Below are 24,683 nucleotides of genomic sequence, written 5' to 3' on the forward strand. Positions count from 1 at the left end.
GGCAATCAGACCGCCCGGGCGCCATATTTGGCGCGGAACTCGTCGTAGCAGTCGCGCCGCCAGCGGCGGCCGACGACATAGCCGCGCAAGAGTTCGGCGGGCGAGTAGCCGAGCGACTTGGACGACCGGTTGGCGTGATAGCCCGAAAACGCCTGCGGCAACCTGCCCTTGAGGATATCGGCGATGATCTGGCGCGCGATCATGTAAGGCGGAACGTCGGGATAGCGGTCGGCGATATAAGGATGCTTGTCGATCAGACTGGCGTAGGCCTCGACATAGCCGTCGCGGCGGCCGGAGATCGAATTCTCCGAATTGTACTTCTTCCAGTCGATGTCCTCGGACAGCAAGGCGCCGCTGCGCTGGGCAAAGCGCAGCAGCAATTCGCGATCCTGCATGCGCGTGATGTCGCTGTCATAGCCGCCGATCGCGAGCAGCGACTCGTGCCTTGCGGTGATCGCCGAGCCGGCAATGAAGATGGTCTGCGAGACCAGGGCACGCTGCAGCGTGCCCTTGTCGAGGAAAGCGTCGCGATTGATGCATTTGGTGCTGCGGCTGCCTTTCAGCGACAAGAACGAGCTGATGAGGACTTCGAGCGAGGGATTCTGGTCGAAGCGCGCCAGCGTCCGCTCCAGCCGATCCGGCAGATAGACGTCGTCCGAATCGAGGAAGGTCACGACCGGTGCCCGCGCGCGCTCAATGCCCGCATTTCGCGCGGCATTCGCGCCGCGCCATTTGGCGCCGACATAGATCAGCCTCGGGTCGCGGATTTGGGCCAGCGCGGCGGCCGTCCCGTCGGTCGAACCGTCGTCGACCACGATGTGCTCGAAGCGGGTAAGTGTCTGGGCGAGAACACTTTCCACCGCGCGCACAACCTGACTGCGCCGGTTGTGGGTCGGCGTGATCACTGAGATCAGCGGAACCGTGTCGGTCGGCATCTGATTTCCGCTATGTCCGGGCATTGAAGTCGCTGATTGAATTTGCCGCCGCTCGCTCTGCATGCCCGTCCCAGGATATATGTGTTGAAGCTACAGAAAACGGCCGCCGCTGTCACGTCGATGTGTCTTGACGGAGGCCTGTTTTTTGCCCGTCGCGGTTTAAAGGCAACACTGTTCGCTGCGATCTTGATTGACGGCGTTGAGCATCCGCAGCCGGTAAGCAGCGTCAGCCCCGCCTCAACAAAAACACCGCCTGCTGGCCGAAGAAATTCCAGAACCACCAGGGCATTGACAGGCCGATCTTCTGGCCGTTGGCGTCGAGCGCGGTTGCTCTCTCGACGGTCGCACCGAGTTCCTCGCACAGGTTGACGAAGTCGCGGATGGTGCAGAAGTGGATGTTGGGCGTGTCGTACCAGGAGTAGGGCAGGTCCTTGGTGACCGGCATCCTGCCCTTGATCAGCAGCGAAAAGCGCACGCGCCAGTGGCCGAAATTGGGGAAGGAGACGATGGCCCGGTTGCCGATCCGAAGCAGCTCGTCGAGCACGACCTTCGGGTTGCGCGTCGCCTGCAGCGTCTGCGACAGCACGACGAAGTCGAAGCCCTTGTCGGCGTAGAATTTCAGATCCGTGTCCGCGTCGCCCTGGATAACCGATAGCCCGCGCGCCACGCATTCATTGACGCCGCGCTGCGACAGTTCCAGCCCGCGGCCGTCGACCTGCTTGGTATCCTGCAGGAGCTCCAGAAGCACGCCGTCGCCCGAGCCGACATCGAGGACGCGCGAATTGGCCGGGATGAGATCGGTGACGACCTCGAGGTCGACACGCTGGGCGCGATTGACGCTCATGGCCTTGCCTCCTGCATGACGCGCGATCGCGCTCCGAAAAGTCCGCAACTTTCTGCGTTCGCTGACCTTCGGTTCGGGGTCACAGGCTGAGCCCCCTGGCGCGGGCGGCAGAGGCGATGAAGCCGTTGATGGCCGCGAACAGCTCCGGCTCGTCGAGCAGGAAGGCGTCGTGGCCGCGATCGGTCTCGATCTCGACGAAGGAGACGGAAGCGCCCGCCGCGTTCAAGGCATGCACGATCGACCGGCTCTCCTCGGTCGGGAACAGCCAGTCGCTGGTGAAGGAGACCAGGCAAAAGCGCGTCTTGGTGCCGGCGAAGGCGTCGGCGAGGCGCCCGCCGTGATCGGCGGCAAGGTCGAAATAGTCCATCGCGCGGGTCAGATAGAGGTAGGAGTTGGCGTCGAAGCGGTCGACGAAGGTCATGCCCTGGTGGCGTAGATAGCTTTCGATCTGGAAATCGGCGTCGAAGCCGAAGGTCAGCGCCTCGCGGTCCTGCAGATTGCGGCCGAACTTGCGGTGGAGCGCTGCTTCCGAAAGGTAGGTGATGTGAGCGGCCATGCGCGCGACGGCAAGCCCCTTTTCCGGCCGCTTGCCGAAATCGAGATATTTGCCGCCGTGCCACTCCGGATCGGCCATGACGGCCTGTCGGCCGACTTCATGGAACGCGATGTTCTGCGAGGAATGGCGGGCGCCGCTGGCGATCGGCAGGGCGCAGAACACACGCTCGGAATGGCTCGCCGCCCATTCCAGAACCTGCATGCCGCCCATCGAGCCGCCAAGCACGCAAAACAGCTTTTCGATGCCGAAATGATCGACCAGCATCGCCTGCGCGCGCACCATGTCGCGGATGGTGATGATCGGCAGGTCGAGCCCGTAAGGCTTGCCGGTGGCAGGGTTGGTCGAGGCCGGGCCGGTCGAGCCGAGGCAGCCGCCGATGACGTTTGCGCAGATGACGAAGAAGCGGTTGGTGTCGATGATCTTGCCTGGGCCGATCAGCACTTCCCACCAGCCCGGCTTGCCGGTCACCGGATTGGTGTTGGCGACGTGCTGGTCGCCCGTCAGCGCGTGGCAGACGAGGATGGCGTTGGAGCGCGCGTCGTTGAGCGTGCCGTAGGTCTGGTAGGCGATCTGGAAAGGCGAAAGGATGGTGCCGGCGTCGAGCTTCAGCGGCTTGTCGGGGCCGAACTGCAGCACCGGGCTCGACGGATGGTCGGCCTCGTCCTTGGTCCTTGCAACGCGCTGAGCGGCCATGTCCATCCTCATCCTGTCCCGCATCGGTCTCGTCCCGACGCGGTGTCCGGCCGGCAGCGGACAACAAAAAACCGGCATTGCCGTCGCAAAGCCGGTTACAGGTTGCAAACGGCCCTTTAGCGAGTTGTTTAACGTGGCTGCAAGCCGACCGGCCAAATCACCACGGAAGTCTGGCAGTTCTTCTAGGACCAGTGCCGCTCTTCGTCAACGGGTAGCCTCCTCGCGGCGCTCCAGTCGGTTCACAGCACCCAAGCAGGCCATTTCCTGCCAAGCCAACACATGGCCTGCCTATCCTGCCGCAGTTTCTTTCCGGAAAGCCGTGTGACGCCTTCGCGGAATCTGTTCAGCGCTTCGACGCAACACCCAGTTCGCTGCGCCGCCAGGCCGAAGGCGAAATGCCAACGGATCGCCGGAATTCGCGGCCGAAATGATAGACGTCGCAAAAGCCGCACGTCTCGGCAATCTCCGCGATCGGCTGGTCGTCCTGCACGAGCAGCGACTGCGCGTGCATCAACCGCTCGCGCATCAGCCACTGGTGCGGGCTGGTGCGAAGATAGCGCTGAAACATCCGCCGGGTCTGCGACGGCCCGAGCCCGGTGACGGCTGACAGGGCCGACGCGTTCCACGCAAAGCCGAGCGCTCCGCGCATCGCTTCGATACCGGAAGCGAGCGGTTTCGGCAGGTCGTCACTATCGGGGCCCGCCAACGCGCGATCGATCAGGAGCAGGAATTCGGCAACCAATTGCGAAAGGCGCAGGTCAAGGCTGGCGTCGCGGCGGCGCAGCGCGGCAAACAGGCGCTCGAACCATGGGACCGGAGTCGCTCCCTCGGCGAAGCTGGCGCGCGGCGTGCCCTCTCCGAACAGCTTGCGCCGCAGGATGGCGGGCTCCGGCCCGTCCAGCCTGAACCAAAGTACCGTCCAAGGATCCCGGGGATCAGCGGAATGGACGTGCGGCGCCTCGTTCGCCATCCAGACCAGTTGACCAGCACCGACATCTATCCTTTGCCCAAGCGTTTCGACATAGCCGGCGCCCGCAAGGCAATAGAGGATGTCCTGTCCCGCATAGATGGCGCGTTCTATCCGGTAATCCGGCCCGGCGGCGACTTTTCCGGCGCGCAGCACGCTGAATGCGGCGCGGGTCCAGGCCGGGGCTGGCACATAGTGGAAACTCTCAATTACGGACGTTCTTTTTTGCATGCGCGTTTTATACAAAAAATACGTTCCCTTTGTCCATTTTGTTCCCCGGCGGAGGGGCTAAATTCTCCTCAAGAGCCTGGGAATTCCGGCCGGAAGCCGATCGGGACCGGGCCTTCAAAAAGGTTCAGGGGCGCCCGTGCCGCATCGCGGGACGCCTTGGGATTCTAGGGAGAATACCGATGCTTGCCATGACCAGACATGAAGCCGAGCTTTACGCGCGCGACGGCTACATCATTCGCCGTGGCCTGCTGGGCGCCGGCGAAGTCGCCAACTTCCGCGACCACGCCCGCAAGCAGCTCGAGGAGGAGCAGAGCAAGGGCGGCGTGATGTCCAAGGGCGACAAGGAAGGCAAGACCACGCTGCTGAAGATGTGGACCAAGGCCGAGGACGACAAATACGGCCTGCTGGCCCGCGACGAGCGCATGGTCGATCTGGCCGAGGACGCCGTCGGCAAGCCGATCTACCTCTACAGCCACAAGATGACGATGAAGCAGCCCAACGAAGGCGGCGCATGGGAATGGCACCAGGACTTCGGCTACTGGTACAATTACGGCTGCCTGGCACCGGAAATGATGAGCATCTACGTCGCGCTCGACAAGGCGACCCGCGAAAACGGCTGCCTTCAGGTGCTCAAGGGCACGCACAAGCTCGGCCGCCTCAATCATATCCGCGAGAACGAGCAGACCAATGTCGAGCATGAGCACCTGGAAGCTGCCCTGAAGCGCTTCGAGCACATCTATGTCGAGATGGAGGCGGGCGACGCCCTGGTCTTCGACGGCAACCTGCTGCACCGTTCGGACGCGAACCGCTCGGACACGTATCGTTGGGGCTATATCTGCTCCTACAACGCGGTCGAGAACGCGCCCTTCAAGAAGGTGCGCGAATACGGCAACTACGAACAATTGCGCAAGGTGCCTGCCGGTTCTTTCCAGCAGGCTTAATGAGCAAGCACGACCGGGTAGAAGCCCGGCCTTGAGGACATCGAACCAGGCTTGGGCCCAGGCCGCGGATCGATGGGGAGATGAAGAACAGCGACGGACGGCTGCAGCCGTAGCGCCGCCGTCGAGGGAGGAATGGGATGGCCGATACGGTCAGGAGCGGCGCGCGCGCGGCAGCCGCAGGCCGGTTTGAATTGTCGCGACTCTTGCGGGTCCGTGAGGCTGGCGTGTTCATCGCGCTGGTCGCGATCTGCTTGTTCCTGACCTTCGCGACAGACACCTTCCTCACGTCGCTGAACCTCTTGAACATAGGCCGACAGGTTTCGCTCCTCGGGATCATGGCGGTCGGCATGACGTTCGTGCTGATCTCCGGCGAGGTGGATCTGTCCGTCGGATCGACCTACGCCTTTTCCGGGCTTGCCACCGGCATGCTGATCATCGCTGGCTGGGGGGTGTTGCCGGCGCTCGCGGTCGGCCTCTTCGCCGGCGCCGTCATCGGCGTCGTCAACGGTATCCTGTCCACCTACGGCCGCCTGCCCTCGCTCATCGCCACGCTCGGCATGCTCAGCATCGTCCGCGGCGCCGCGCTCATCCTGACCAACGGCCAGCCCGTCACCGTCAACGCGCGCAACGGCGCGCTTCCCGACGTTCTCGACACCTTCAACTTCATGGGTCAGGGCTATCTGTTCAGCATCATTCCGATGCAGCTCGTGCTCTTCGCCATCATCGCCGTGCTGGCATGGCTGGTGCTTTCCTATTCGAACTTCGGCTTCCGGGTGTATGCCGTGGGCGGCAGCGCCAAAGCGGCGCGCGTGTCGGGCATTTCCGTCAACACCGTGAAGATCTGGGCCTTCGTGCTGATGGGGCTGCTCGCCGCCTTCGCCGGCATCCTCAGCCTCGCCTTTCTGCCCAGCGGGCAGGCCGGCCGCACCGGCCTCGGGCTGGAGCTCGACGTCATTGCCGCGACCATCGTCGGCGGCGCCTCGCTGTCGGGCGGCGAAGGCACCATCCTTGGAACCATACTCGGCGTGCTGATCATCGGCGTGATGCGCAACGGCCTTGTTCTGATGGGCGTGTCGCCCTTCGTGCAGGAGCTGATGATCGGCCTCGTCATCATCATCGCCGTCGGCATCGACAAATGGACAACGCGCCGCGCGGCCTAGAACCGGATTCAGGTTTCAGGCCGCATCAACCCGAATTCTGAATCCGGTTCTAAATCAGAGAGATAGAGCATGATGTCGTCCGAAAACCGCTGCACACTTTTCGGCATCACGCTCTGAGGGCAATCAAGCCAAACAGAAAAGGGAGGACTATCCATGAAAATCAGACATGTCATTCTCGCGGCGGCGCTCAGCCTGCTTCCCGCGCTCGCGCATGCCGAGGCCAAGCTCGCCGATTTCTCGCTCGCCGATCGCATCAAGGCCAAGATCGCCGCAGGCCAGCCGCTCGACATCTACGTCTCCTACCATGACGTCTCGAACGAGTTCGCGCCGTTCATGAAGGCCGGCGTCCAGCGTGCGGCGACCGAGGACAAGGTCAGCGCGCAGTTCATCGGCCCGGTCGGCGCCGATGCCGATGGCCAGATCAGCGAGATCGAGACGCTGATGGGCAAGATGGACGGCCTGGCGATTTCATCGGTGTCGACCGACGCGCTGGCACCGCTGATCGACAAGGTGATCGCCGCCGGTATCCCGGTCGTCACCTTCAACACCGACAATCCCGAAAGCAAGCGCCTGGCTTTCGCCGGGCAGGATCTCGTGCAGTCGGGCCGTGAGGCCGGCAAACTGATGGCCAAGGTTCTCGGCGGCAAGGGCAAGGTGATGATCACCACCATCGACGCCGCCGCCCAGTGGTCGCTCGACCGTGAAAAAGGCGCGCGCGAGGCGCTGAAGGCCGAGCCCGGCATCGAGGTGGTCAGCACGCTGAACACCGGCACCGATCCGCAGAAGATCTATTCGGCGATCGAGAACGCCATGCTGGCGAACTCCTCGATCTCCGGCGTCCTGTCGCTGGAATGCTGTTCCACTCCCGCCGCCGGCACCTGGGTCGAGCGCAACAAGGCGGCCGACAAGGTGAAGGTGGTCGGCTTCGACCTGCTCGACCAGACCGTGCAACTCGTGCAGAGCGGCGACGTGCAGGCCACGATCGACCAGGCTCCGGAAAAGCAAGGCTTCGCCGCGGTCGACCTCCTCGTCCAGTTCCTCAAGGGCCAGACGATCGAGAACCTCGACACCGGCGTCGGCGTCTACACCAAGGAGAACATTGCCGAGGTGGCCAAGAAGTAACAATGCCAGCGTGACAGGCCGGCGGGCCGCAGGTTCCGCCGGCCCGTCGAGCCAGCTCGATGACGGCCGCCCCCTCCCTCGCAAACATCGTCGAGATCGCCGGCGTAACCAAGCGGTTTCCCGGCGTGCTCGCGCTTGACCGTATTTCCGTCGGCTTCCGGGCCGGCGAGGTTCACGCCGTGATCGGCGAGAACGGCGCCGGCAAGTCGACGCTGATGAACATCCTGGCCGGGGACCTGCGCCCCGATGGCGGCAAGCTTCTGGTAGAGGGCAGGGACGTGAAACTCTCCTCCCCGCTCGACAGCCGCGCCCACGGCATCACTGTCGTCTATCAGGAGTTGGCGCTCTGCCCGACGATGAGCGTGGCCGAAAACATCATGATGTCGGACATGGCGGCGCGCTCTGCCGTTTCGCTGCTGCCGCGGGACATGATGCGGCGGGAGGCGCGCGATGCGCTTACCCGGCTCGGCATGGGCGGCCTCGACCCCGACACCAAGGTCGGCCGCCTCTCGGTCGCCGAGATGCAATTGGTCGAGATCGCCGGCGCCATCCGCCAGAATGCCCGCGTGCTTGTGCTGGACGAGCCGAATTCGGCGCTTTCCAAACGCGAAAGCGAAAGGCTGTTCGAGGTCGTCAGGCAGCTCCGCGCCGAGGGCGTGACCATCATCTACGTATCGCATCATCTGCGCGAGGTGCTGGATATCGCCGACCGCGTCACGGTGATGCGCGATGGCCGCACGATCGTGACGATGGACAATGAGGGCCTGTCGGAGGACCAGCTCATCCGGGCCATGGTCGGCCGCGACCTCGACGCCGCCATGCAATGGTCGCTTCAGGTCGAACCCAGGCCTGAAGACGAGGACGCCGTGCTGGCGGTCGAAAACCTTGAGGCGGCGGGGCTGGAGGACGTCAGCTTCAGCGTGCGCGGCGGCGAGATCCTCGGCATCGGCGGACTTCCCGATTCCGGCAAGGACGGACTTGGCGACGCGCTTTTCGGGCTCTGCGCCCGGCGCGGCAAGGTCACGATCGACGGCAAGGAACTGCGCGGCGCCGATCCAGTTGCCGCGATCCGCCTCGGCATGTCCTTCGTTCCGGCCGACCGGCGCGGTTCCGGCGGCCTTCTGCAAATGAGCGTGGCCGACAATGTCGTCTCCGCCTCGCTGCCGCGGTTTTCGCTGGCCGGCTTCGTGCGGCGCGGCGCGGTGAAACGCGAGGCCCGCGCCCAGGTCGCGCGGCTCGATGCGCGGATTTCACATCTCGGCCAGAAACTGGGAACGCTTTCGGGCGGCAACCAGCAGAAGATCATCCTCGGCCGCAGCCTCGTCACCAATCCGCGCGTGCTGGTGCTGCACGAGCCGACACGCGGCATCGATGTCGGCGCCAAGGCGGAAATCTACTCGATCCTGCGCGGCATCGCCGGCGAAGGCATGGCGATCGTCATGATCTCTTCGGAGATACCGGAGTTGATCATGAATGCCGAACGAGTGCTTGTGCTGCGCGACGGTCGCCTGTCGGGAGAACTGACCGGCCAGGCTATCACCGAGACGGCGATCCTCGCACGCGCCATGACATCCTGAGACGGGAATGCGGATGACCAAGCCAAAGATAACCATCGTCGGCAGCTTCGCGGTCGGGCTGACCATGCGGGCGCCCAAGCTGCCCATTTTCGGTGAAACCATGCTCGGCACCGATTTCGACATGGGTCCGGGCGGCAAGGGGTCCAACCAGGCCGTCGCAACGGCGCGTCTGGGCGCGTCGTCGTCGCTGCTCGCCATCCTCGGCACCGACAAGCTCGCCAGCATCGCCACCGACCTCTATGCAATCGAAGGCGTCGACACCAGCCTTGTGAGCGCGCGGACGGAGCGGGCGACCGGCGTCGGCTTCATCATCCTCAACGACAAGGGCGAGAACTTCATCATCCTCGACATGGGCGCCAACGAGTTGATGGACGCGGCCACGGTCGACATTGCCGAGGCGCGCATCGCCGAGAGCGATGTCGTCATGACCGTGCTGGAGGTGCCGACGGCCGCCGCCACGCGGGCGATGGAGCTTGGCCGCAAGCATGGCGCAAGGACGATCCTCAATCCGGCGCCGGCGCGCCAGCTGCCGGACACGATCTTCGCCTGGGTCGACTATCTCACGCCGAATGAAAGCGAACTGCGCATCCTGCTCGGCCTGCCCGCCGACGACCCCAGGTCCTCGCGCGAACTCGCCCGGGAATTGCGGCGGCGCGGCGTGCGCAACGTCGTCGTCACACTCGGCCGCAGCGGCGCGCTCATCCTGACCGACGAGATCGACGTCATGGTGCCGGCGGTGCCGGTGGAGGTCACCGACACGACCGGCGCGGGCGATGCCTTCAATTCGGGCTTCGCCATGGCGCTGGCGGAAGGCCGCGACATCGTCGACGCCGTGCGTTTCGGCGTCGTCTGCGGCGCGATCGCCTGCACCAGGCTCGGCGTCATTCCCGGTCTCCCCCAGCGCGCCCAGGCCGACGCGCTTTATGCCGAAGCCATGAAAACCGTATGGAAGGAGCAACCGTGAACCGCAACCGACTGCTTAACGCCGAACTCGCTCATGCCATCGCCTCCATGGGGCATGGCGACCTGATGATCGTCTGCGACGCGGGTTTTCCCATTCCGTCGAGCGCATGGCGCATCGACCTCGCCATCACCCCTGACGTTCCCGATCTTGAGACCGTGCTGACGCCAATCGCGGCCAACCTGATCGCCGAACGCGTCGCCTATGCCGACACGCTGCCCGTGCACAACGCGCCGCTGCTCGCCAAGGTGAAGCGCCTGTTCCGGGACGCCGACCATGAAACCGTCAAGCACGAGGCCATTCTCGGCGAAATGGCCGCCAAGGCCAAGGTGATCGTGCGCACCGGCGCCTTCGACCCATGGGGCAACATCCTGCTCTATTCCGGTGTCGACGTTCCGGCCTGGTTCTCCAAGCCCGGCGTTGTCGCGCCCGACTACTACGCCAAGAAACTCAAGGGCTGAGCGTGCCGAAAATCTTCGATTTCGGCGGCCGCGAGGTCGAGCGGAGCATCACGGTGGCCGGCCTGCGCGCATTGCGGCAGGCCGGCCGGCGCGTCGCCCAGGTGACCGCCGAGACGGCGGACGAGGCCGCCGCGGCCGAGGCGGCCGGCATCGAGATGGTCGTCTGCCGGGCGGCCAATGTGACCCGCGTCCGCGAGGGGTCGCGCCGCGTCTTCGTAACGGCCGCGCTCGGCTTCGCCGACGCGGTGACTGGCGACGAAATCCTGCGAACCGCTTTTTCGGCGATCACCTCCGGCGCGGACGCGGTCATCACCGGACGCAGCTACGACATGGTCCGTATGCTGGCGAACGAACGAATACCGGTCATGGGCCATCTCGGTTTCGTGCCGCGCAAATCGACCTGGGTCGGCGGCATCCGGGCGGTCGGCAAGACTGCGGCCGAGGCGGTCGAGCTCCGGGATCAGTTCCGGCGGCTGGAGGATGCCGGCGCCTTCGCGGTCGAGTGCGAGATCATACCGGCGGCGTTGATGGCGGAAATCCACCGCCGCACCTCGCTGGTGACCGTGTCGCTCGGCTCGGGCGCCGAGGCGGACGTCATCTTCCTGTTCACGTCGGACATCTGCGGTGAGTCGACCCGTCTCCCTCGCCACGCGCGGGCCTGGGGCAAGCTGGCCGCGTTGCATCGGCAGGTGCGTGACGCCCGGATCGACGCGCTCACCGCCTTCCGCAAGGAGGTCGACGGCGGCAGCTACCCCGGCAAGGCCGAGATCGCGGCCATCGCCGAAGAGGAATTGGAGGGGTTCCGCGCCCTCGTCGATTCGACGAAGCCATAACCGGCGCTCGAGACCCGGCGTGATTTCAAGGCCCTGATCCTCGCGGTCGGTCCGCATACACCAGGCGCCGGCACTCGACATTCCAGCCCGTGGCCTGTATTTCCGCTGCGGCCTTGAAGGCCTTCTCGACGGATTTGTGACATGAAGCAGGATCAGCCCCGTCCGACGCCCCGCGCGGGGATCATGGACATCGAGGCCTATGTGCCGGGAAAAAGCACTGCGCCCGCCGGCGTGACGAAAGTCTACAAGCTGTCGTCGAACGAAAATCCGCTCGGGCCCTCGCCGAAGGCGATCGAGGCCGCACGCGAAGTGGCGGCGAAGCTCGACGTCTATCCCGATGGCACCGCCCGCCGGCTGCGCGAGGCGATCGCCGAAGTGCATGGGCTGAACCCGGCAAACATCATCTGCTCCAACGGCTCCGACGAGATCCTCGGGCTCCTGGCGCAGACCTATCTCGCGCCGGGCGACGAGGCGGTGTTCACCGAGCACGCCTTCATGGTCTACAAGATCTACATCCAGGCGGCGGGCGCCAAGCCGGTGGCGGTCAAGGAAACCGACGAGCGCGCCGACATCGATGCGATTTTGGCCGCGGTGACGCCGGCGACGCGGATCGTGTTCCTCGCCAATCCGAACAATCCGACCGGTACCTATGTGCCGTTCCAGGAAGTGCGCCGGCTGCACGCGGCGCTGCCGAAGGACGTGCTGCTGGTGCTCGACGCGGCCTATGCCGAATATGTGCGGCGCAACGACTATGAAGCCGGCATCGAGCTGGCGGGCAGCTCCGAGAACGTGGTGATGACCCGCACCTTCTCCAAGCTCGGCCTTGGCGGCGCGCGCATCGGCTGGATGTACGGCCCGGCGCATATCGTCGATGCGATCAACCGCATCCGCGGCCCGTTCAACGTCAATGCCACCGCGATCGAGGCCGGCATCGCCGCGATCCGCGACCGCGCCCATATCGAGCGCAGCGCGACGCATAACGAGAAATGGCTGGCCTGGCTCAGCGCAGAGCTGACCGGGCTCGGCCTGCGCGTCACGCCCAGCGTCGGCAATTTCGTGCTGATCCATTTTCCCGACGGCAAGAAGCATTCGGCGGCGGCGGCGGACGATTATCTCAGTGCGCGCGGTTACATCCTGCGCCGCGTGACCGGCTACGGCTTTCCCAATGCGCTGCGCATGAGCATCGGCACTGAAGAGGCCAATCGCGGCGTCATCGACGCGCTCAAGACCTTCCTGAAAAGCTAGAACACCATGGCATCACCGATGTTCGAGAAAATAGCGCTGGTCGGCATCGGCCTGATCGGCTCGTCGCTTGCCCGCGTCATCCGCCGCGAGGGCCTGGCGCGCCATATCGCCATCGCGACGCGCAGCGCATCGACGCTGAAGCGCGCCGAGGAGCTAAGCCTTGGCGACTCCTACACGACGGATGCCAAGGAAGCGGTGCGTGACGCCGACCTCGTCATCGTCTCGGTGCCGGTCGGCTCGTCCGGCGAGGTCGCGGCCGAGATCGCGCCGACGCTGAAGAAAGGCGCCATCCTTACCGATGTCGGCTCGACCAAGGCCTCGGTCATCGCGCAAATGCAGCCGCATGTGCCGGAAGGCGTGCACTTCATCCCCGGACATCCGCTGGCCGGCACGGAAAAGTCCGGACCCGATGCCGGCTTCGCCGACCTCTTCGAGAACCGCTGGTGCATCTTCACGCCGCTGCCGGGCACCGATCCCGCGGCGCTCGAGAAGCTTTCGGAATTCTGGCGGCGCTGCGGTTCCAACATCGACACGATGGACCCGCAGCATCACGACATGACCTTGGCGATCGTGTCGCATCTGCCCCACATCATCGCCTACAACATCGTCGGCACGGCGGACGATCTGGAAGCGGTGACCAAGAGCGAAGTCATCAAATATTCCGCCTCCGGTTTTCGCGACTTCACCCGTCTTGCAGCCTCCGATCCTACCATGTGGCGCGATGTTTGCTTGCATAACAAGGACGCCATCCTGGAGATGCTGGCGCGTTTCTCGGAGGATCTGGCCTCGCTGCAGCGGGCGATCCGCTGGGGCGACGGCGAAAAGCTCTTCGATCTCTTCACCCGCACCCGCGCCGTCCGCCGCTCGATCATCGAGGCCGGACAAGACATCGATGTGCCGGACTTCGGTCGGCAGGCCGTCGAGCATCCCAAAGGGAACTGATGTTCACGTGAGGCCGGCCTGCAAATGGCAGCTCCCTGCGCTTCCGGTGCTCACGTACTTCAAGTACGCTCCGCTCCGGTTCTCGGGACCCACCATTTTCGACTCGGCCTGACCTGAATCTCAGCTTCCTTTGCCTTCTCGGGCTGGTGGCCAGTGCGCCGCCATCATCTCCATCGTCTCAGCCCGATCCGGCGCGCCGAGGCGGCCGCCGAAGCGCAGGCATTTGAGCGCGGCGGCGGCGCTGGCGAAGCGCAGGGCCTCTTCCATGGGCATGGCCTCGGCGAGGCCTACGGCGAAGGCGCCATGGAAGACGTCGCCGGCGGCGAGTGTGTCGACAGCCTTGACCTTCGGCGCCTCGACATGGCGGACGCGTCCGATCGCCCGGTCATGCCACCATGTGCCAGCCGCGCCGCAGGTCACCGCGACGAAGGCATCGGTGCGCGAGGCAAGGTCGGCGCAGGCGCTTTCGGGGTCGAGCGCGTGGCCGCAGACGATGCGCGCCGCCGGCTCCGAGGCGACGATGTGCGAGGCCAACGGCAGCAGCCGCTCCAGCACCTCGACGGGCGCGGTGTCGGCATCCAGGATCGCCGGGCGGCCGATCGATCTGGCCGCGCTCAGCGCAAGCGCCGCGGCCCCCGGCCAGCGGACATCCACCAGCACGGCGTCGAAGGCGGAGAGATCGGCGAGCGGCAGCGCCTCGGGATCGGCTTGCGCCTTCTTGTCGTAGAAGGGGACGATGACGCGCTCGCCATGCGCATCCACCAGGATCGCTGCCAGCGCCGACCGCGCGCCGGCGACGCGACGGATCAGGCTGCAGTCGACGCCTTCGACCTCGATGTCGGCGAGCAACTGGTCGCCGACCGGGTCGTCGCCCGCGCTAGCCCATAGCGAGACCTCGGCGCCGAGACGCCGCGCGGCGCAGGCGGCGCTCGTTGCCATGCCGGAGGCAATCTGGACGCCATCGCTGGCGATGAACTTGCCTTGATGCGCGGGCAGCGCCTCGACGCGAAGGATCGTGTCGAGGGTGAAGGCGCCGACGCTGAGCAGTCTGACCGGCTGCGCCATCACCGTGTTGCTCTTCTTAGCCGGCATGTTGGCCGGCATTGTCTTGCCCGAAAACCGGTTCCCACTTTTTGCTACGCTGACCTTCGGTTCGGAACGATGCTCTATTCAAGCGGCTTGATCTTGCCGAGCGGGATGAAGCCCAGCGAGGCCTTGCCCTTGACGATCTTCAGCGGCAAGGACGGTTCCTTGCCAAGCATGGCGATGGCGGCAAAGCCCTGCTCGATTTCGCTTTTGTGCTCCGGCATGGCACCGCCAAGGATGGCCGCCACCGCCTTGGGATCCTTGAGCTTGATCGTCAGGCTTGCGTCGATCAGGCCTTCCGCGTCGACGGAGACCGGCCCGGACACGGTGATGCGCGCGGTTCCCGACGACAGGTCGAGCTTGGCGATGTCGATCGACTGGCCGCGCAGGCTTTTAGGCGGCGTCGCGATCAACGCCACGCCGTTCTTCAGCATTACGTCGCCACTGCCGTCCAATGCCGGCAGCACGCGTCCGTCGATGGCATCCGCATTGATCTCCAGATCGCCAAAGCTGCCGACATAGTTGATGTCCTGGCCGGACGGCTGCAACTGGCCCGCCGCCTTGGCGGCGCTGAACAACTGCATCGGGTCTGTGTCGTCCTGCGGATCGGTCTGACCGTTGAGGCCTTCAGCCTGCAGCGAAACGCTCCTTGGCAGCGGCCACGACACTTTCACCTTTGCCTGCAACTGGTCCCAGTCGATCCAGAGCGGCGGCATGCCGGGCGCCATCGTCCGCAGCGGCCCGCGCAGGTCGGCGACCGGCGACAAAGGCCCGGTGATCCCGGCCACGGCGTTGAAGCTTCCGGTGGAGGCGGCGACCTTCCGGACGTCGTCTTCGTAGGCGATGTTGTCGCAGGAGACCGTGAAGCTCATCGGATAGCCGCTGACGGTGAGGTTGCCGCAGCCGGCGGCGATCCCCTTGCTGCCCAGCCTCGCCACCGTCTGGTCGGCCTCGGTCTTGAGCCTGTCGGCGAGATAGAACCAACCGCCGCTGTAGATGGCGAACAGCACGAGGATGAACGCGGCAAGCCAGAACAGCCGGCGGCGGGGTTTGGGCGATCGCTCGTCACTTGACGTCATGCTGCGGCTCTCGTTAACCCCTCATCCAGCGAGCGGGCGCTCACTCTCACGCAGACAAGCGGGGGGCAGAATAAGCACCTTGGCGGTGCGGTGTCGTTCACTCGAATGCGATCAGGCTTGGCGATATGGGCGATTTTTGGGTTTTTGGCTATGGGTCGCTGATCTGGCGGCCCGGATTTGCCCATGTCGAGACGCGCCGCGCCCGGCTTTACGGCTATCGCCGCTCGCTTTGCGTCTATTCCTTCGTTCATCGTGGCACGCGCGCGCGGCCGGGCCTGGTGCTTGGCCTCGACCGGGGCGGCTCCTGCATTGGCTTGGCATACCGTGTTCCCGAGAATTTGCGCGACGAGGTGCTTTCCTACCTGCGCGAACGCGAGCTGGTGACCAGCGTCTATCTCGAACGCATGCTCGACATCCGGCTGAATGGCGGCGGTTCGGTCGAGGCGGTCGCCTACACCGTCGACCGGCAGCATGAACAATATGCCGGCGGACTCGATGTCGATCACGCCGCAGAGGTCGTTCGCGGCGCCGTCGGCCAGTCCGGCCGGAACGAGGACTATGTCTTGAGCACGCTCGAGCATCTCAAGGCGCTCGGCATCCGCGATCACTGGCTGGAGGAGGTGGGCCGCCGGATCGCGCTTTCGTGACGGTCTGGTCCGATCAAAAAGCAAAACCATGCCTTTGACCTCCGCCGGGCACGACCTAACTTAGCGGCAACCCCATCCCTTGGCATCAAAGCCCTTTCCAGCATCACGGAGATCAGTCTTGCAGAAACGCCGTCTCGGTCGCACCGACCTTTCCATCGCGCCGCTGGTCCTGGGCGGTAACGTCTTCGGCTGGACCGCCGACGAGAAGACCTCCTTCGACCTGCTCGACCGGTTCGTCGGCGCCGGCCTGAACGCCATCGACACGGCCGACGCTTATTCGCGCTGGGTTCCCGGCAACAAGGGCGGCGAATCGGAAACCATCATCGGCAACTGGATGAAAAGCCGCGGCAACCGCGACAAGGTGGTCGTCATCACCAAGGTCGGCTCCGACATGGGGCAAGGCAAGAGGGACCTCTCCGCCGCCTATATCGAAAAGGCGGTCGACGCTTCGCTGAAGCGGCTTCAGGTCGATGTCATCGACCTCTATCTGTCGCACTGGCCGGATCCGGCGACGCCTTACGAGGAAACGCTCGGCGCCTATCAGCGCCTGCTCGAAAAGGGCAAGATCCGCTATGCCGGCTGTTCCAATCTCGATGCCGGGCAGTTGCGCGCGGCGCTCGACGTCGCCAGCCTGCGCAGCCTGCCGCGTTACGAGGTGCTGCAGCCTGAATACAATTTGTACGACCGCTCGTCGCTCGACGGACCGCTGCTCGACCTCTGCAAGGCCGAGGATATCGGCGTCATCACCTATTTCAGCCTGGCCAAGGGATTCTTGAGCGGCAAATACCGCAGCAAGGCAGATCTCGGGCAAAGCGCGCGCGGCGAGGGCGTTGCCGGCTACCTCAACGAGCGCGGCATGCGCATCCTTTCCGCTCTGGATGCCGTGGCCGAGCGCCATTCGGCCAAGCAGGCGGAAGTGGCGCTGGCCTGGATCATCGCGCGGCCGGGCGTTGCGGCGCCGATCGCCAGCGCCACGACGCCGGCCCAGATGGACAGTCTGATCCGCGCAGCGTCGCTCAAGCTTTCGGCGGACGATATCGGGGCGCTGGACCGCGCCAGCTCATAGCATTCGCACGATCGTCCAAGACGGCCATTACGATCCCTCGTAAGTCCTGTCGCATCGCGGCGGGAGGAGGTACGGCATGGCCGACGGCATCTTGGGCGAAGCGCAGCCCTGGCAGCAAGTACTGGCGCTTATCGTGGCCGCGACGGTCGTCATGGGCAGTCCGGGACCGGCGACGATCAGCGTCACCGCCATTGGCGCGGCGTTCGGCCTGCGTCCTTCCCTGCGTTACACCTCCGGCGTGGTGCTCGGCACGATCGCCGTGCTTCTGGCGGTGGCGGCCGGGATTTTCGGCATGCTGACCTCGGTGCCGGGAGTGGCGCCGGTGCTGGCGATCGCTTCGGCGGCCTACATCCTTTATCTCGCTTTCAAGATCGCGACCGCGCCGCCATTGGCCGAGCGCGGCAACATGGCGACGAAGCCTGATTTTTTCGGCGGCTTCATGCTCGCCGTCGCCAATCCGAAAGCCTATGTGGCGATCGGCGCCGTGTTCGCCGGCGCAGCGTCGCGGGCCGATACGCTCGGCGCGCCCACCAGGCTACTGGTGCTTGCCGCGATGATCGTCGCGATCCATGTGGCGTGGCTGCTTGCCGGAACGGCTTTCGCGCGCTTCCTGCGCCATCCGCTGGCCTCGCGGATCATCAATCTGGCGTTTGCCGCCACGCTCGTGCTGACGACTGCGCTGGTGGCGTTGCGGTAGCCGATCAGGTCTTCGCGGTCACGCCGAGTTCCGCCAGCCGCTTCAGCGCGGTCGGCGGCATGGGCGGCGGGTTCGGCGTTTGCGCCGCCTCGACAAGCATCTGGTCGCAGGCGGCTTCGGTCTCGCCGATCAGCCGCTGCATGAATTCGTCCTTGCCGAGACCGGGCGGGATCGGCGGCAGGAAGCGGGCCTTGATGGTGCCGGGATAGCGCAGGAACTTGCGGCGCGGCCAGTAGAGGCCGGCGACATGGGCGACCGGCACCACGGGCACGCCCAGTTGCGAATAGATCTCGACAATCCCGTATTTGTAGGACGGCTCGGCGCCCGGCGGGCGGCGCGTGCCTTCGGGGTAGATGATGAGTTGGCGCGGATTGCGATCCATTTCCTGCCTGGTGGCGGCAACGACCGCCTTCAGCGCCTTCGAGCGGCTGCCCCGATCGACCGGGATCATGCGCATCTTCATGATGTACCAGCCGAAGAAGGGGATCCAGGTCAGCTCGCGCTTCAGGATATAGAGCGCGTCGTCGAGATAGGGGAAGAAGGCGATCGCGTCCCAGAAGGACTGGTGCTTCGGCGCCAGGATGAAGGAGCCTTCGGGCAGGTTCTCGGCACCCGTGATCTCACTCTTGGTCGCGGCGATCTTGTCATAGAGCCACATCGAGGTGCGCGACCAGAATTTCGGCACGAACCAGGCGCGGTGGCGCGGCGACAGGAAATAATAGGGCGTCCAGAAGATCATCTGGACGATCAGGCTGAGATAGAAGACGAGGTTGAACGCCAGCGAGCGGATGATGAGCATGCAAGGGGCCCGTGAGAAAGTGTGCGTTGGTTACACCAAGCGGCGGCAAAAAGGAAACGGCACGGTGGTCAAATGCCGGCCTTACAATGACTGCGCCAGCCGCTCCTTCAGGCGCGGTGCTGCAAAATCGAGGAAGGCGCGCAGCTTCACCGGCAGCCGGCCCTGGCCGGCATGAACGAGGCTCACCGGCCAGGGCGGCGGCTCGAACGGCTCCAGCACCACCCGCAGCGCGTCGGCGCGCACTGCAGCGTCGGCCTGGTAGGACAGAACCCTGGTCAGGCCCAAGCCTGCAATCGCGGCATCGATCGCCGCCTCGGCGGTGTTGACCTGCAGCCGCGAGCGGACCGGCACCACGATCTCCGTCTTGCCCGTGCCGAAAGTCCAGGTCGCGGGCGCGGTGAGGCCTTCGAAGGTGACGCAGTTGTGACCCGCGAGCTCAGATGGTTTCTCCGGCGTGGCATGTAGGGCGAGATAGGCGGGGCTTGCGCAGACGATGCGACGGATCGAGCCGACGCGGATCGCAACCATGGCCGAATCCGGCAGTTCGCTGATGCGCACCGCCAGATCGATATGCTCCTCGGCCAGTTGGGTGATCCGGTCCGACAAGGTCAGGCGGACGTCCACTTGCGGATAGACGGCTAGAAAGCCGGTGATTACCGGCAGCACATGCAAGCGGCCGAAGACGACCGGCGCGGTGATGACCAGCTCGCCCGTCGGGCTCGAATATTCGCCGGCAGCAGAGCGCTCCGCCTCGCTCACCTCGTCGAGAATGCGGCGGCAGGCGATGAGATAGGACTGGCCGGGATCGGTCAGCGTCAGCCGCCGCGTCGAGCGGTTGAGCAGGCGCGTCCCTAGGTGCTTCTCCAGTTCGGAGAGCTTGCGGCTAATGGTCGGCAGCGGCACGCCGGCGTGGCGCGCCGCGGCGGACAGGCTGCCGGCATCAACCGTGGCGACGAACAGCGACATGGCGTCGAGGCGATCCATTATTCTCCCGAAATCTGGAAAGATACCTTACAAATATGCTCCCTACATCCGATTTTCGGAAGGGGCTAAATCATGTGCGATCCTGTCCGAGGAGCGCCAGCATGAATGAATTCCCCAGCGACGTCGCCTTCACGCCGACCGTCAAGGCCATCCAAGTCCGCAAGGGGTCGCGCGACTCCTATGCGCGCGTCGAGCAACGCGGCGGCTGGCGGGCGACGATCACTGCCGACCTCGCCGCCTTCGTCGAAGCGCAGACCAGCGTGTTCCTGGCGACGGCCAATGCCGAAGGCCAGCCTTACATCCAGCATCGCGGCGGGCCTGCCGGCTTCCTCAAGGTGCTCGACGAGCACAGGATCGGCTTTGCCGACTTTTCCGGCAACCGGCAGTTCATCACCCAGGGCAATCTCGAGGACAACGACCAGGCTTTCCTGTTCCTGATCGACTACATGCTCAGGCAGCGTATCAAGATCTGGGGCAGGGCGGGTGTCGTCGAAAATGACCCGGAGCTGACGGCGAGGCTGATGCCGCCGGATTACAAGGCCCGGCCGGAGCAGGCGATCCTGTTCACGGTTACGGCCTGGGACGCCAATTGCCCGCAGCACATCCCGCAGCGTTTCGAGGCGGCGGATGTCGCGGCGGCGCTGGCCGAGCGCGACCGGCGCATCGCAGGCCTGGAGCAGGAGATTGCATGCCTGCGCGAGAATGCGGCGGCTAAGGTTTAGTTCTTCGCCACAGTCGATGCTTCCGCCAGCGTGACGCCCTCGGGCGCCGCGCGGAGCGGCAGGAAGCCGCGCGCCAGCGACAGCACATATTTGCTGTATTCGGTCAGCAGCACGCGCAGGGCCTCCGGCTTGGTCAGCCAGCCGCCATTGCCGAGATTGGTGTTGACCACCGGATAGGGCTCGAGGCGCGCGCCATGCAGCAGCCGGCTCATTTCAAGCAGGCTGCGCGGCATGTGGTAATTGTTGGTGACGATGATGATGCTGCCATAGGCGTGGTTCTCCACCCATTTGGCGCTTTCCTCGGCATTGCCGATGGTGTCGAGCGCGGCGCGGTCGATATCGACGCAGCAGGAGAAGAGCTGCTTGTCGCCGCCCATTGCCGCCTGCAGCTGGCGCTTGGTGGCCGATGGATGGACGCCGCTGATCAGCAGGCGTTCGCCCTTGCCGGAGGCCAGCAGGTCCATCGCCGCGTCGAGCCGCGACTGACCGCCGGTGAGCACGACGATGGCGTCGGCCCTGGCCGGGTTGAGCGGGGTGGTCATGTGGCTGACCTTGTCGGCGAACCAGCCGAAGCCGCCGGCAAAAAGTACCAGCGCGGCGAGAGCGATGAAGCCGCAGACGCGCAGGGCAAACCTTAAACGGCCAGGCGTGGCGGAAGCAGCGGCGCGTGCACGCACCACCGGCATCCGTCCAGTTGTCCCGATCGAATCCCGCGCTTCCATCATCCCCAGGTTAATCCCGAAAACATCCCATGGTTAACTCCGAAATGCGGCCTTTGACAGATAAGACGCGCACATTGCGTTACGGCAAGTATCCCATGTGTGATCGTTGTCTCGTTTGCAGATAACGCTTTGCACTGTCTGTCCGTTGCGGCTCATGGCTCAACCCGCGTCCGGTTGGCGAACGTCGATGTCGCTGAGATAGGTGACGACGGTCGCGTGCGAGGTCGCCGCGGTCAGCGCGCCGATCACCAGCACCATCAGGCCGACGCCGAAATAGCCGGCGGAGCCGATGGCGAAATTGCCGAACAAGGCGGTCGCCTGGTCGGCCTGGGGCGTGGCCATGTTGCGCGACGACCACCAGGAAAAGACGATGAAGACGGCAATCGCCAAGGCGCCGCCGGCGGCCGCGCCCTTCATGCCGGTGACGAGGAAATGCCAGCGGAATTCGCGCGCGATGAAGCGCGCCTCGGCGCCGACGAAATGCAGCACTTCGATGATGTGGCCGTTGCCGGCCATGGCGCCGCGCGTGGCGAACACCACCGTCAGCACGGTTGCCGACAGCATCAGCACCAGCACGGCAATGCCGATCGTCACTGTCGTGTGCGCCATGGCGATAAGACGGTCGACCCAGGTGCGGTGATCGTCGAGCGCCGCGGTCGGGATCTTGGGCGAGATGGCGGCGCGCATGGCGGCGAAGTCCGGGGGGCTGGCCTCGTCGATGGTGACGATGATGAGGCGCGGCACCGGCAGCTCGTCGATGTTGAGGCCGCTGCCCAGCCACGGTTCCAGAAGGCGCGCGGTCGCGTCGCGGTCGATGATCATGGTGCCCTTTACGCCGGGGAACTCGCCGGCGATCTGCGAGGCCTGCGCAAGGGCCGCCTCCATGTCGAGGCCGTCGGCCGGCTTGATCTGGATCGTCGCCTCGCGCGATATCTGGTTCTCCCAGACGGAGGCGGTATCGCGCACCAGCGTCACCGCGCCGAAGGTGAGGCAGGACAGGAAGGTCATGATGGCGATGACCAGCACCAGTGCCCGTCCGGCGATGTTCTGCGCCGGCACGATGGGCGCCGTCTTGCGCTGCACACGCCGGACCGTGACCGGCGCCTCGGCGTCGGCTTCATCCCGCAGACGATCGGCCGGAAAGTCAGTCATAGACGTCCAGCCTTCCGCCGGCCAGGATCATGCGCCGCGCATCGACCTGCTCCATCAGGCCGAGGTCGTGGGTGGCGATGACCACGGCTGTGCCCAGCCGGTTGAGCTCGATGAACAGCCTGAGCAGCCGGCGCGCCAGCGGCGGATCGACATTGCCGGTAGGCTCGTCGGCAAGCAGGATCTCCGGCTGCTCGATCAAGGCCCGGGCAATCGCGGCGCGCTGCTTCTCGCCGCCCGAAAGCACCGGCGGCAGGACATGCATGCGGTCGCCGAGGCCGACCCATTTCAGAAGCTCGGTCACGTCGGTGCGATAGCTCGCTTCCTCGCGCCCGCGCACGCGCAACGGCAGCGCGACATTCTCGTAGGTGGTCATGTGGTCGAGCAAGCGGAAATCCTGGAACACCACGCCGATGCGGCGGCGCAGCAGCGGCAGTTCGCCGCGCGAGATGCGCGAGCGGTCCTTGCCGAAGATGGTGATCAGGCCGCGCGTCGGCTTCAGCGACATGAACAAAAGGCGCAGCAAGGTCGTCTTGCCGGCGCCCGAGGGGCCGCTCAGGAACTGAAAGGAGCGCTCCGGAATGTGCAGGGAGATGTCGCGGAGAATCTCCGGACCCATGCCATAGCGGAGGCCGACATTTTCGAAGCGGATCACGTTCGGCGACCTGAAACTTTCGGCGGCGACGCGCCACAATCTACTCTAACAGACCATCGGCCGGCATGGTTAACCGGCGGTTAATTTTGCAACGTTCAGCGCGCATCAAAGCCATTCCGGTGGGGAAGCGTTAACCAATTCCGTTTACGCAAACGAAACGAAGACTGCACTGGTGCCGTAATGGCTGACGAGAGAACCGCGCGCCCTGTTTCCGGCGAAATCATGACCGGTACGGCAACAAATGCCGCGCCGCAGCGCGTCATGTTCGATGCAGCCGATATCGTCGATGCCGATTATGTGGTGCTGCCGCGATTTGCCGCGGCGCCGTCGGCGCCCCCGCCGCAGGTCCCTCCGACGCCTTCGATCGAAGGCATGGGCATGCTGCGCAAACCGGAGGCGGCGCCGTCGCGATTCTCGCGCGGCGGTCCGACATTCTGGATCACCGGCGTCGGCATAGCGCTGATCTCATTCTGGGTGTCGGGCGGTCATGCGCTGGTCCGGCAGAGCCCCCTTTGGGCGGCCGCGGCGCCGACGAGCGCGCTCACCATTTCCGGCGTAACGTCGCGCATCGATGAATCGGGCCTGAAGCCGGTGCTGTTCGTGGATGGGGAGGCGGCCAATGACGGGACCAGGCCGCAAACGCTGCCGCCGCTCGAGATCCGCGTCACCGACAACAACTCCAACATCATCCGCTACAGGCTGGGGACATCCAACCGGTCGCTGGGACCGGGCGAAAAATTCGGCTTTTCCAGTCGCCTCGATGTGCCTAAAGACGGCGTAAGAACCGTCGCAGTCATCTTCGCCGGCTAGACGGGTCGATATTCAGGTCAGGCCGGCCTGCAAATAGCGGCTTCCTGCGCTTCCGGGCTCGCGTACTGAAATGTACGCTCCGCTCCGGTTCTCGGCAGCCACTATTTTCGGCACGGCCTGACCTGAATCTCAACCCGTCTATCGACACCGCCGCCAATTTTTTGAAGGAAAAACTATGCCAGTTGTGCGTGGCAAGGACATTGAGGTCCTGTTTTCGGCGTCGGCGATCGCCCGCCGCAATCTCGAGCTCGCCAAGGAAATCGCCGGGCGCGACTATCACGACCTGCTGGTGATCTCGATCCTCAAGGGCTCGTTCGTCTTCGCCGCCGATCTCATCCGCGCCATGCATGATGTCGGCCTGTCGCCGGAAGTCGAGTTCATCTTCATTTCCAGCTACGGCGCCGGCACCACGAGCGGCGAGGTCAGGGTGCTGCGCGACATCGACAACGAGGTCGCCGGCCGCGATGTGCTGTTGATCGACGACATACTGGAATCCGGCAAGACGCTTTCCTTCACCCGCGACCTGATGCTTTCGCGCGGCGCCAAGAGCTGCGCCATTGCCGTGCTGCTCGACAAGCGCATGCGCCGCCAGACCTCGCTCAACGCCGACTATGTCGGCTTCGACTGCCCGGACTATTTCGTCGTCGGCTACGGCATGGATGTCGCCCATGCGTTCCGCGAACTGCCGTTTGTCGGGGTCGTGAAGGGAGACGCCTGAGGAGGCGTTGAAGTCACCTCGAAAAGCCGCCGTTCGTTAGAATTTTCAGAAAACGTCAACGTTTCGGCGGCATCTATCTCG

At 64.9% G+C, this 24,683-nt stretch carries 26 protein-coding genes and 1 riboswitch; of the genes, 15 read left to right on the top strand and 11 right to left on the bottom strand.

What is annotated here, in order from left to right; genetic code table 11:
• Positions 1-5: 5 nt before the first annotated feature.
• The 4 genes from FJ957_RS23155 to FJ957_RS23170 all read right to left on the bottom strand — a co-directional run bounded on the left by FJ957_RS23155 (position 6) and on the right by FJ957_RS23170 (position 4,226).
• Complete coding sequence (locus FJ957_RS23155) at positions 6-935, bottom strand: glycosyltransferase family A protein (protein ID WP_140835147.1); 930 nt, start codon at positions 933-935, stop codon at positions 6-8.
• Positions 936-1,161: 226 nt separating this feature from the next.
• Positions 1,162-1,779 (bottom strand): methionine biosynthesis protein MetW, encoded by a 618-nt coding sequence (gene metW / locus FJ957_RS23160; RefSeq protein ID WP_140835148.1) that lies wholly within the window; start codon positions 1,777-1,779, stop codon positions 1,162-1,164.
• A 79-nt stretch (positions 1,780-1,858) separates the two neighbouring features.
• Positions 1,859-3,028 (bottom strand): homoserine O-acetyltransferase, encoded by a 1,170-nt coding sequence (locus FJ957_RS23165; protein WP_140835149.1) that lies wholly within the window; start codon positions 3,026-3,028, stop codon positions 1,859-1,861.
• 96 nt (positions 3,029-3,124) lie between these two features.
• Positions 3,125-3,202, bottom strand: a riboswitch (SAM riboswitch).
• Positions 3,203-3,371: 169 nt separating this feature from the next.
• Positions 3,372-4,226 (bottom strand): AraC family transcriptional regulator, encoded by an 855-nt coding sequence (locus FJ957_RS23170; RefSeq protein WP_140835150.1) that lies wholly within the window; start codon positions 4,224-4,226, stop codon positions 3,372-3,374.
• Positions 4,227-4,414: 188 nt separating this feature from the next.
• Between FJ957_RS23170 and FJ957_RS23175 the strand changes: the two genes are divergently transcribed.
• From FJ957_RS23175 to FJ957_RS23215, 9 genes are all read left to right on the top strand, one after another.
• Complete coding sequence (locus tag FJ957_RS23175; protein ID WP_246685939.1) at positions 4,415-5,167, top strand: phytanoyl-CoA dioxygenase family protein; 753 nt, start codon at positions 4,415-4,417, stop codon at positions 5,165-5,167.
• A gap of 137 nt (positions 5,168-5,304) precedes the next feature.
• A complete protein-coding gene (locus FJ957_RS23180; RefSeq protein ID WP_140835152.1) occupies positions 5,305-6,327 on the top strand; it encodes an ABC transporter permease in 1,023 nt (340 codons plus the stop codon).
• A 153-nt stretch (positions 6,328-6,480) separates the two neighbouring features.
• Positions 6,481-7,449 carry a sugar ABC transporter substrate-binding protein gene (locus tag FJ957_RS23185; RefSeq protein WP_140835153.1) on the top strand — a complete coding sequence of 323 codons (969 nt, stop codon included), beginning with the start codon at positions 6,481-6,483 and terminating at the stop codon, positions 7,447-7,449.
• 59 nt (positions 7,450-7,508) lie between these two features.
• Positions 7,509-9,026 (top strand): sugar ABC transporter ATP-binding protein, encoded by a 1,518-nt coding sequence (locus tag FJ957_RS23190; protein WP_140835154.1) that lies wholly within the window; start codon positions 7,509-7,511, stop codon positions 9,024-9,026.
• A gap of 13 nt (positions 9,027-9,039) precedes the next feature.
• Positions 9,040-9,990 (top strand): ribokinase, encoded by a 951-nt coding sequence (locus tag FJ957_RS23195; RefSeq protein WP_246685940.1) that lies wholly within the window; start codon positions 9,040-9,042, stop codon positions 9,988-9,990.
• On the top strand, positions 9,987-10,448 hold the full coding sequence (gene rbsD, locus FJ957_RS23200; RefSeq protein WP_140835156.1) for a D-ribose pyranase: 462 nt from the start codon (positions 9,987-9,989) through the stop codon (positions 10,446-10,448). The genes FJ957_RS23195 and rbsD overlap by 4 nt, the downstream gene beginning before the upstream one ends.
• Positions 10,449-10,450: 2 nt before the next feature.
• The gene (locus FJ957_RS23205) at positions 10,451-11,281 is read left to right on the top strand and encodes a 3-methyl-2-oxobutanoate hydroxymethyltransferase (protein WP_140835157.1); all 831 of its coding nucleotides are present in this window, start codon (positions 10,451-10,453) and stop codon (positions 11,279-11,281) included.
• 141 nt (positions 11,282-11,422) lie between these two features.
• On the top strand, positions 11,423-12,526 hold the full coding sequence (hisC, locus tag FJ957_RS23210; protein ID WP_140658765.1) for a histidinol-phosphate transaminase: 1,104 nt from the start codon (positions 11,423-11,425) through the stop codon (positions 12,524-12,526).
• Positions 12,527-12,532: 6 nt separating this feature from the next.
• A complete protein-coding gene (locus FJ957_RS23215; RefSeq protein ID WP_181180680.1) occupies positions 12,533-13,468 on the top strand; it encodes a prephenate/arogenate dehydrogenase family protein in 936 nt (311 codons plus the stop codon).
• Positions 13,469-13,588: 120 nt separating this feature from the next.
• Here FJ957_RS23215 and FJ957_RS23220 read toward each other — a convergent pair whose 3' ends face one another.
• Both FJ957_RS23220 and FJ957_RS23225 read right to left on the bottom strand, forming a co-directional pair.
• On the bottom strand, positions 13,589-14,533 hold the full coding sequence (locus tag FJ957_RS23220) for a sugar kinase (protein WP_140835239.1): 945 nt from the start codon (positions 14,531-14,533) through the stop codon (positions 13,589-13,591).
• A gap of 101 nt (positions 14,534-14,634) precedes the next feature.
• Entirely contained in the window at positions 14,635-15,633 is a 999-nt protein-coding gene (locus FJ957_RS23225; RefSeq protein WP_140835159.1) for a DUF2125 domain-containing protein, read from the bottom strand.
• 125 nt (positions 15,634-15,758) lie between these two features.
• Between FJ957_RS23225 and FJ957_RS23230 the strand changes: the two genes are divergently transcribed.
• The 3 genes from FJ957_RS23230 (at position 15,759) to FJ957_RS23240 (ending at position 18,043) form a co-directional block, all read left to right on the top strand.
• Positions 15,759-16,280 (top strand): gamma-glutamylcyclotransferase, encoded by a 522-nt coding sequence (locus FJ957_RS23230; protein WP_140835160.1) that lies wholly within the window; start codon positions 15,759-15,761, stop codon positions 16,278-16,280.
• Positions 16,281-16,398: 118 nt separating this feature from the next.
• Positions 16,399-17,346, top strand: a complete 948-nt coding sequence (locus FJ957_RS23235; RefSeq protein WP_140835161.1) for an aldo/keto reductase — start codon at positions 16,399-16,401, stop codon at positions 17,344-17,346.
• A gap of 76 nt (positions 17,347-17,422) precedes the next feature.
• Entirely contained in the window at positions 17,423-18,043 is a 621-nt protein-coding gene (locus tag FJ957_RS23240; protein WP_140835162.1) for a LysE family translocator, read from the top strand.
• Between the two features lie 4 nt (positions 18,044-18,047).
• Here the strand turns inward: FJ957_RS23240 and FJ957_RS23245 are convergent, their stop codons facing one another.
• Both FJ957_RS23245 and FJ957_RS23250 read right to left on the bottom strand, forming a co-directional pair.
• Positions 18,048-18,842, bottom strand: a complete 795-nt coding sequence (locus FJ957_RS23245; protein ID WP_140835163.1) for a 1-acyl-sn-glycerol-3-phosphate acyltransferase — start codon at positions 18,840-18,842, stop codon at positions 18,048-18,050.
• 81 nt (positions 18,843-18,923) lie between these two features.
• A complete protein-coding gene (locus tag FJ957_RS23250) occupies positions 18,924-19,826 on the bottom strand; it encodes a LysR family transcriptional regulator (RefSeq protein ID WP_140835164.1) in 903 nt (300 codons plus the stop codon).
• A 101-nt stretch (positions 19,827-19,927) separates the two neighbouring features.
• Here FJ957_RS23250 and FJ957_RS23255 point away from each other — a divergent pair, with 101 nt between their 5' ends.
• A complete protein-coding gene (locus FJ957_RS23255) occupies positions 19,928-20,548 on the top strand; it encodes a pyridoxamine 5'-phosphate oxidase family protein (RefSeq protein WP_140835165.1) in 621 nt (206 codons plus the stop codon).
• Here FJ957_RS23255 and FJ957_RS23260 read toward each other — a convergent pair.
• From FJ957_RS23260 to ftsE, 3 genes are all read right to left on the bottom strand, one after another.
• Positions 20,545-21,273 (bottom strand): YdcF family protein, encoded by a 729-nt coding sequence (locus tag FJ957_RS23260; protein WP_140835166.1) that lies wholly within the window; start codon positions 21,271-21,273, stop codon positions 20,545-20,547. The two genes, FJ957_RS23255 and FJ957_RS23260, sit on opposite strands and share 4 nt — an antisense overlap.
• 156 nt (positions 21,274-21,429) lie before the next feature.
• Positions 21,430-22,422, bottom strand: a complete 993-nt coding sequence (locus FJ957_RS23265; RefSeq protein WP_140835167.1) for an ABC transporter permease — start codon at positions 22,420-22,422, stop codon at positions 21,430-21,432.
• Positions 22,415-23,074 (bottom strand): cell division ATP-binding protein FtsE, encoded by a 660-nt coding sequence (gene ftsE / locus FJ957_RS23270; protein WP_027167480.1) that lies wholly within the window; start codon positions 23,072-23,074, stop codon positions 22,415-22,417. Before ftsE ends, FJ957_RS23265 begins: the two co-directional genes overlap by 8 nt.
• Positions 23,075-23,254: 180 nt before the next feature.
• Here ftsE and FJ957_RS23275 point away from each other — a divergent pair, with 180 nt between their 5' ends.
• Together FJ957_RS23275 and hpt are read left to right on the top strand one after the other, a co-directional pair.
• Positions 23,255-23,884 (top strand): hypothetical protein, encoded by a 630-nt coding sequence (locus FJ957_RS23275; protein ID WP_140835168.1) that lies wholly within the window; start codon positions 23,255-23,257, stop codon positions 23,882-23,884.
• A 175-nt stretch (positions 23,885-24,059) separates the two neighbouring features.
• Positions 24,060-24,602, top strand: coding sequence for a hypoxanthine phosphoribosyltransferase (gene hpt / locus FJ957_RS23280; protein WP_027167478.1), 543 nt, complete (start codon positions 24,060-24,062; stop codon positions 24,600-24,602).
• Positions 24,603-24,683 lie beyond the last annotated feature (81 nt).

Origin of the sequence: Mesorhizobium sp. B2-4-6 (assembly GCF_006442775.1) — a bacterium.
GTDB lineage: Bacteria > Pseudomonadota > Alphaproteobacteria > Rhizobiales > Rhizobiaceae > Mesorhizobium.

Excerpts from the sequence above, each read along its gene's own strand:
- FJ957_RS23165 (WP_140835149.1), bottom strand. The coding sequence starts at position 3,028 with ATGGCCGCTCAGCGCGTTGCAAGGACCAAGGACGAGGCCGACCATCCG.
- FJ957_RS23215 (WP_181180680.1), top strand. The coding sequence starts at position 12,533 with ATGGCATCACCGATGTTCGAGAAAATAGCGCTGGTCGGCATCGGCCTG.
- FJ957_RS23175 (WP_246685939.1), top strand. The coding sequence starts at position 4,415 with ATGACCAGACATGAAGCCGAGCTTTACGCGCGCGACGGCTACATCATT.
- FJ957_RS23220 (WP_140835239.1), bottom strand. The coding sequence starts at position 14,533 with ATGGCGCAGCCGGTCAGACTGCTCAGCGTCGGCGCCTTCACCCTCGAC.
- FJ957_RS23155 (WP_140835147.1), bottom strand. The coding sequence starts at position 935 with ATGCCGACCGACACGGTTCCGCTGATCTCAGTGATCACGCCGACCCAC.
- FJ957_RS23230 (WP_140835160.1), top strand. The coding sequence starts at position 15,759 with ATGGGCGATTTTTGGGTTTTTGGCTATGGGTCGCTGATCTGGCGGCCC.
- metW (WP_140835148.1), bottom strand. The coding sequence starts at position 1,779 with ATGAGCGTCAATCGCGCCCAGCGTGTCGACCTCGAGGTCGTCACCGAT.
- FJ957_RS23245 (WP_140835163.1), bottom strand. The coding sequence starts at position 18,842 with ATGCTCATCATCCGCTCGCTGGCGTTCAACCTCGTCTTCTATCTCAGC.
- FJ957_RS23240 (WP_140835162.1), top strand. The coding sequence starts at position 17,423 with ATGGCCGACGGCATCTTGGGCGAAGCGCAGCCCTGGCAGCAAGTACTG.
- FJ957_RS23275 (WP_140835168.1), top strand. The coding sequence starts at position 23,255 with ATGGCTGACGAGAGAACCGCGCGCCCTGTTTCCGGCGAAATCATGACC.
- FJ957_RS23265 (WP_140835167.1), bottom strand. The coding sequence starts at position 22,422 with ATGACTGACTTTCCGGCCGATCGTCTGCGGGATGAAGCCGACGCCGAG.
- FJ957_RS23190 (WP_140835154.1), top strand. The coding sequence starts at position 7,509 with ATGACGGCCGCCCCCTCCCTCGCAAACATCGTCGAGATCGCCGGCGTA.
- FJ957_RS23170 (WP_140835150.1), bottom strand. The coding sequence starts at position 4,226 with ATGCAAAAAAGAACGTCCGTAATTGAGAGTTTCCACTATGTGCCAGCC.
- hpt (WP_027167478.1), top strand. The coding sequence starts at position 24,060 with ATGCCAGTTGTGCGTGGCAAGGACATTGAGGTCCTGTTTTCGGCGTCG.
- FJ957_RS23195 (WP_246685940.1), top strand. The coding sequence starts at position 9,040 with ATGACCAAGCCAAAGATAACCATCGTCGGCAGCTTCGCGGTCGGGCTG.
- FJ957_RS23260 (WP_140835166.1), bottom strand. The coding sequence starts at position 21,273 with ATGATGGAAGCGCGGGATTCGATCGGGACAACTGGACGGATGCCGGTG.
- FJ957_RS23250 (WP_140835164.1), bottom strand. The coding sequence starts at position 19,826 with ATGGATCGCCTCGACGCCATGTCGCTGTTCGTCGCCACGGTTGATGCC.
- hisC (WP_140658765.1), top strand. The coding sequence starts at position 11,423 with ATGAAGCAGGATCAGCCCCGTCCGACGCCCCGCGCGGGGATCATGGAC.
- FJ957_RS23180 (WP_140835152.1), top strand. The coding sequence starts at position 5,305 with ATGGCCGATACGGTCAGGAGCGGCGCGCGCGCGGCAGCCGCAGGCCGG.
- FJ957_RS23255 (WP_140835165.1), top strand. The coding sequence starts at position 19,928 with ATGAATGAATTCCCCAGCGACGTCGCCTTCACGCCGACCGTCAAGGCC.
- FJ957_RS23185 (WP_140835153.1), top strand. The coding sequence starts at position 6,481 with ATGAAAATCAGACATGTCATTCTCGCGGCGGCGCTCAGCCTGCTTCCC.
- FJ957_RS23225 (WP_140835159.1), bottom strand. The coding sequence starts at position 15,633 with ATGACGTCAAGTGACGAGCGATCGCCCAAACCCCGCCGCCGGCTGTTC.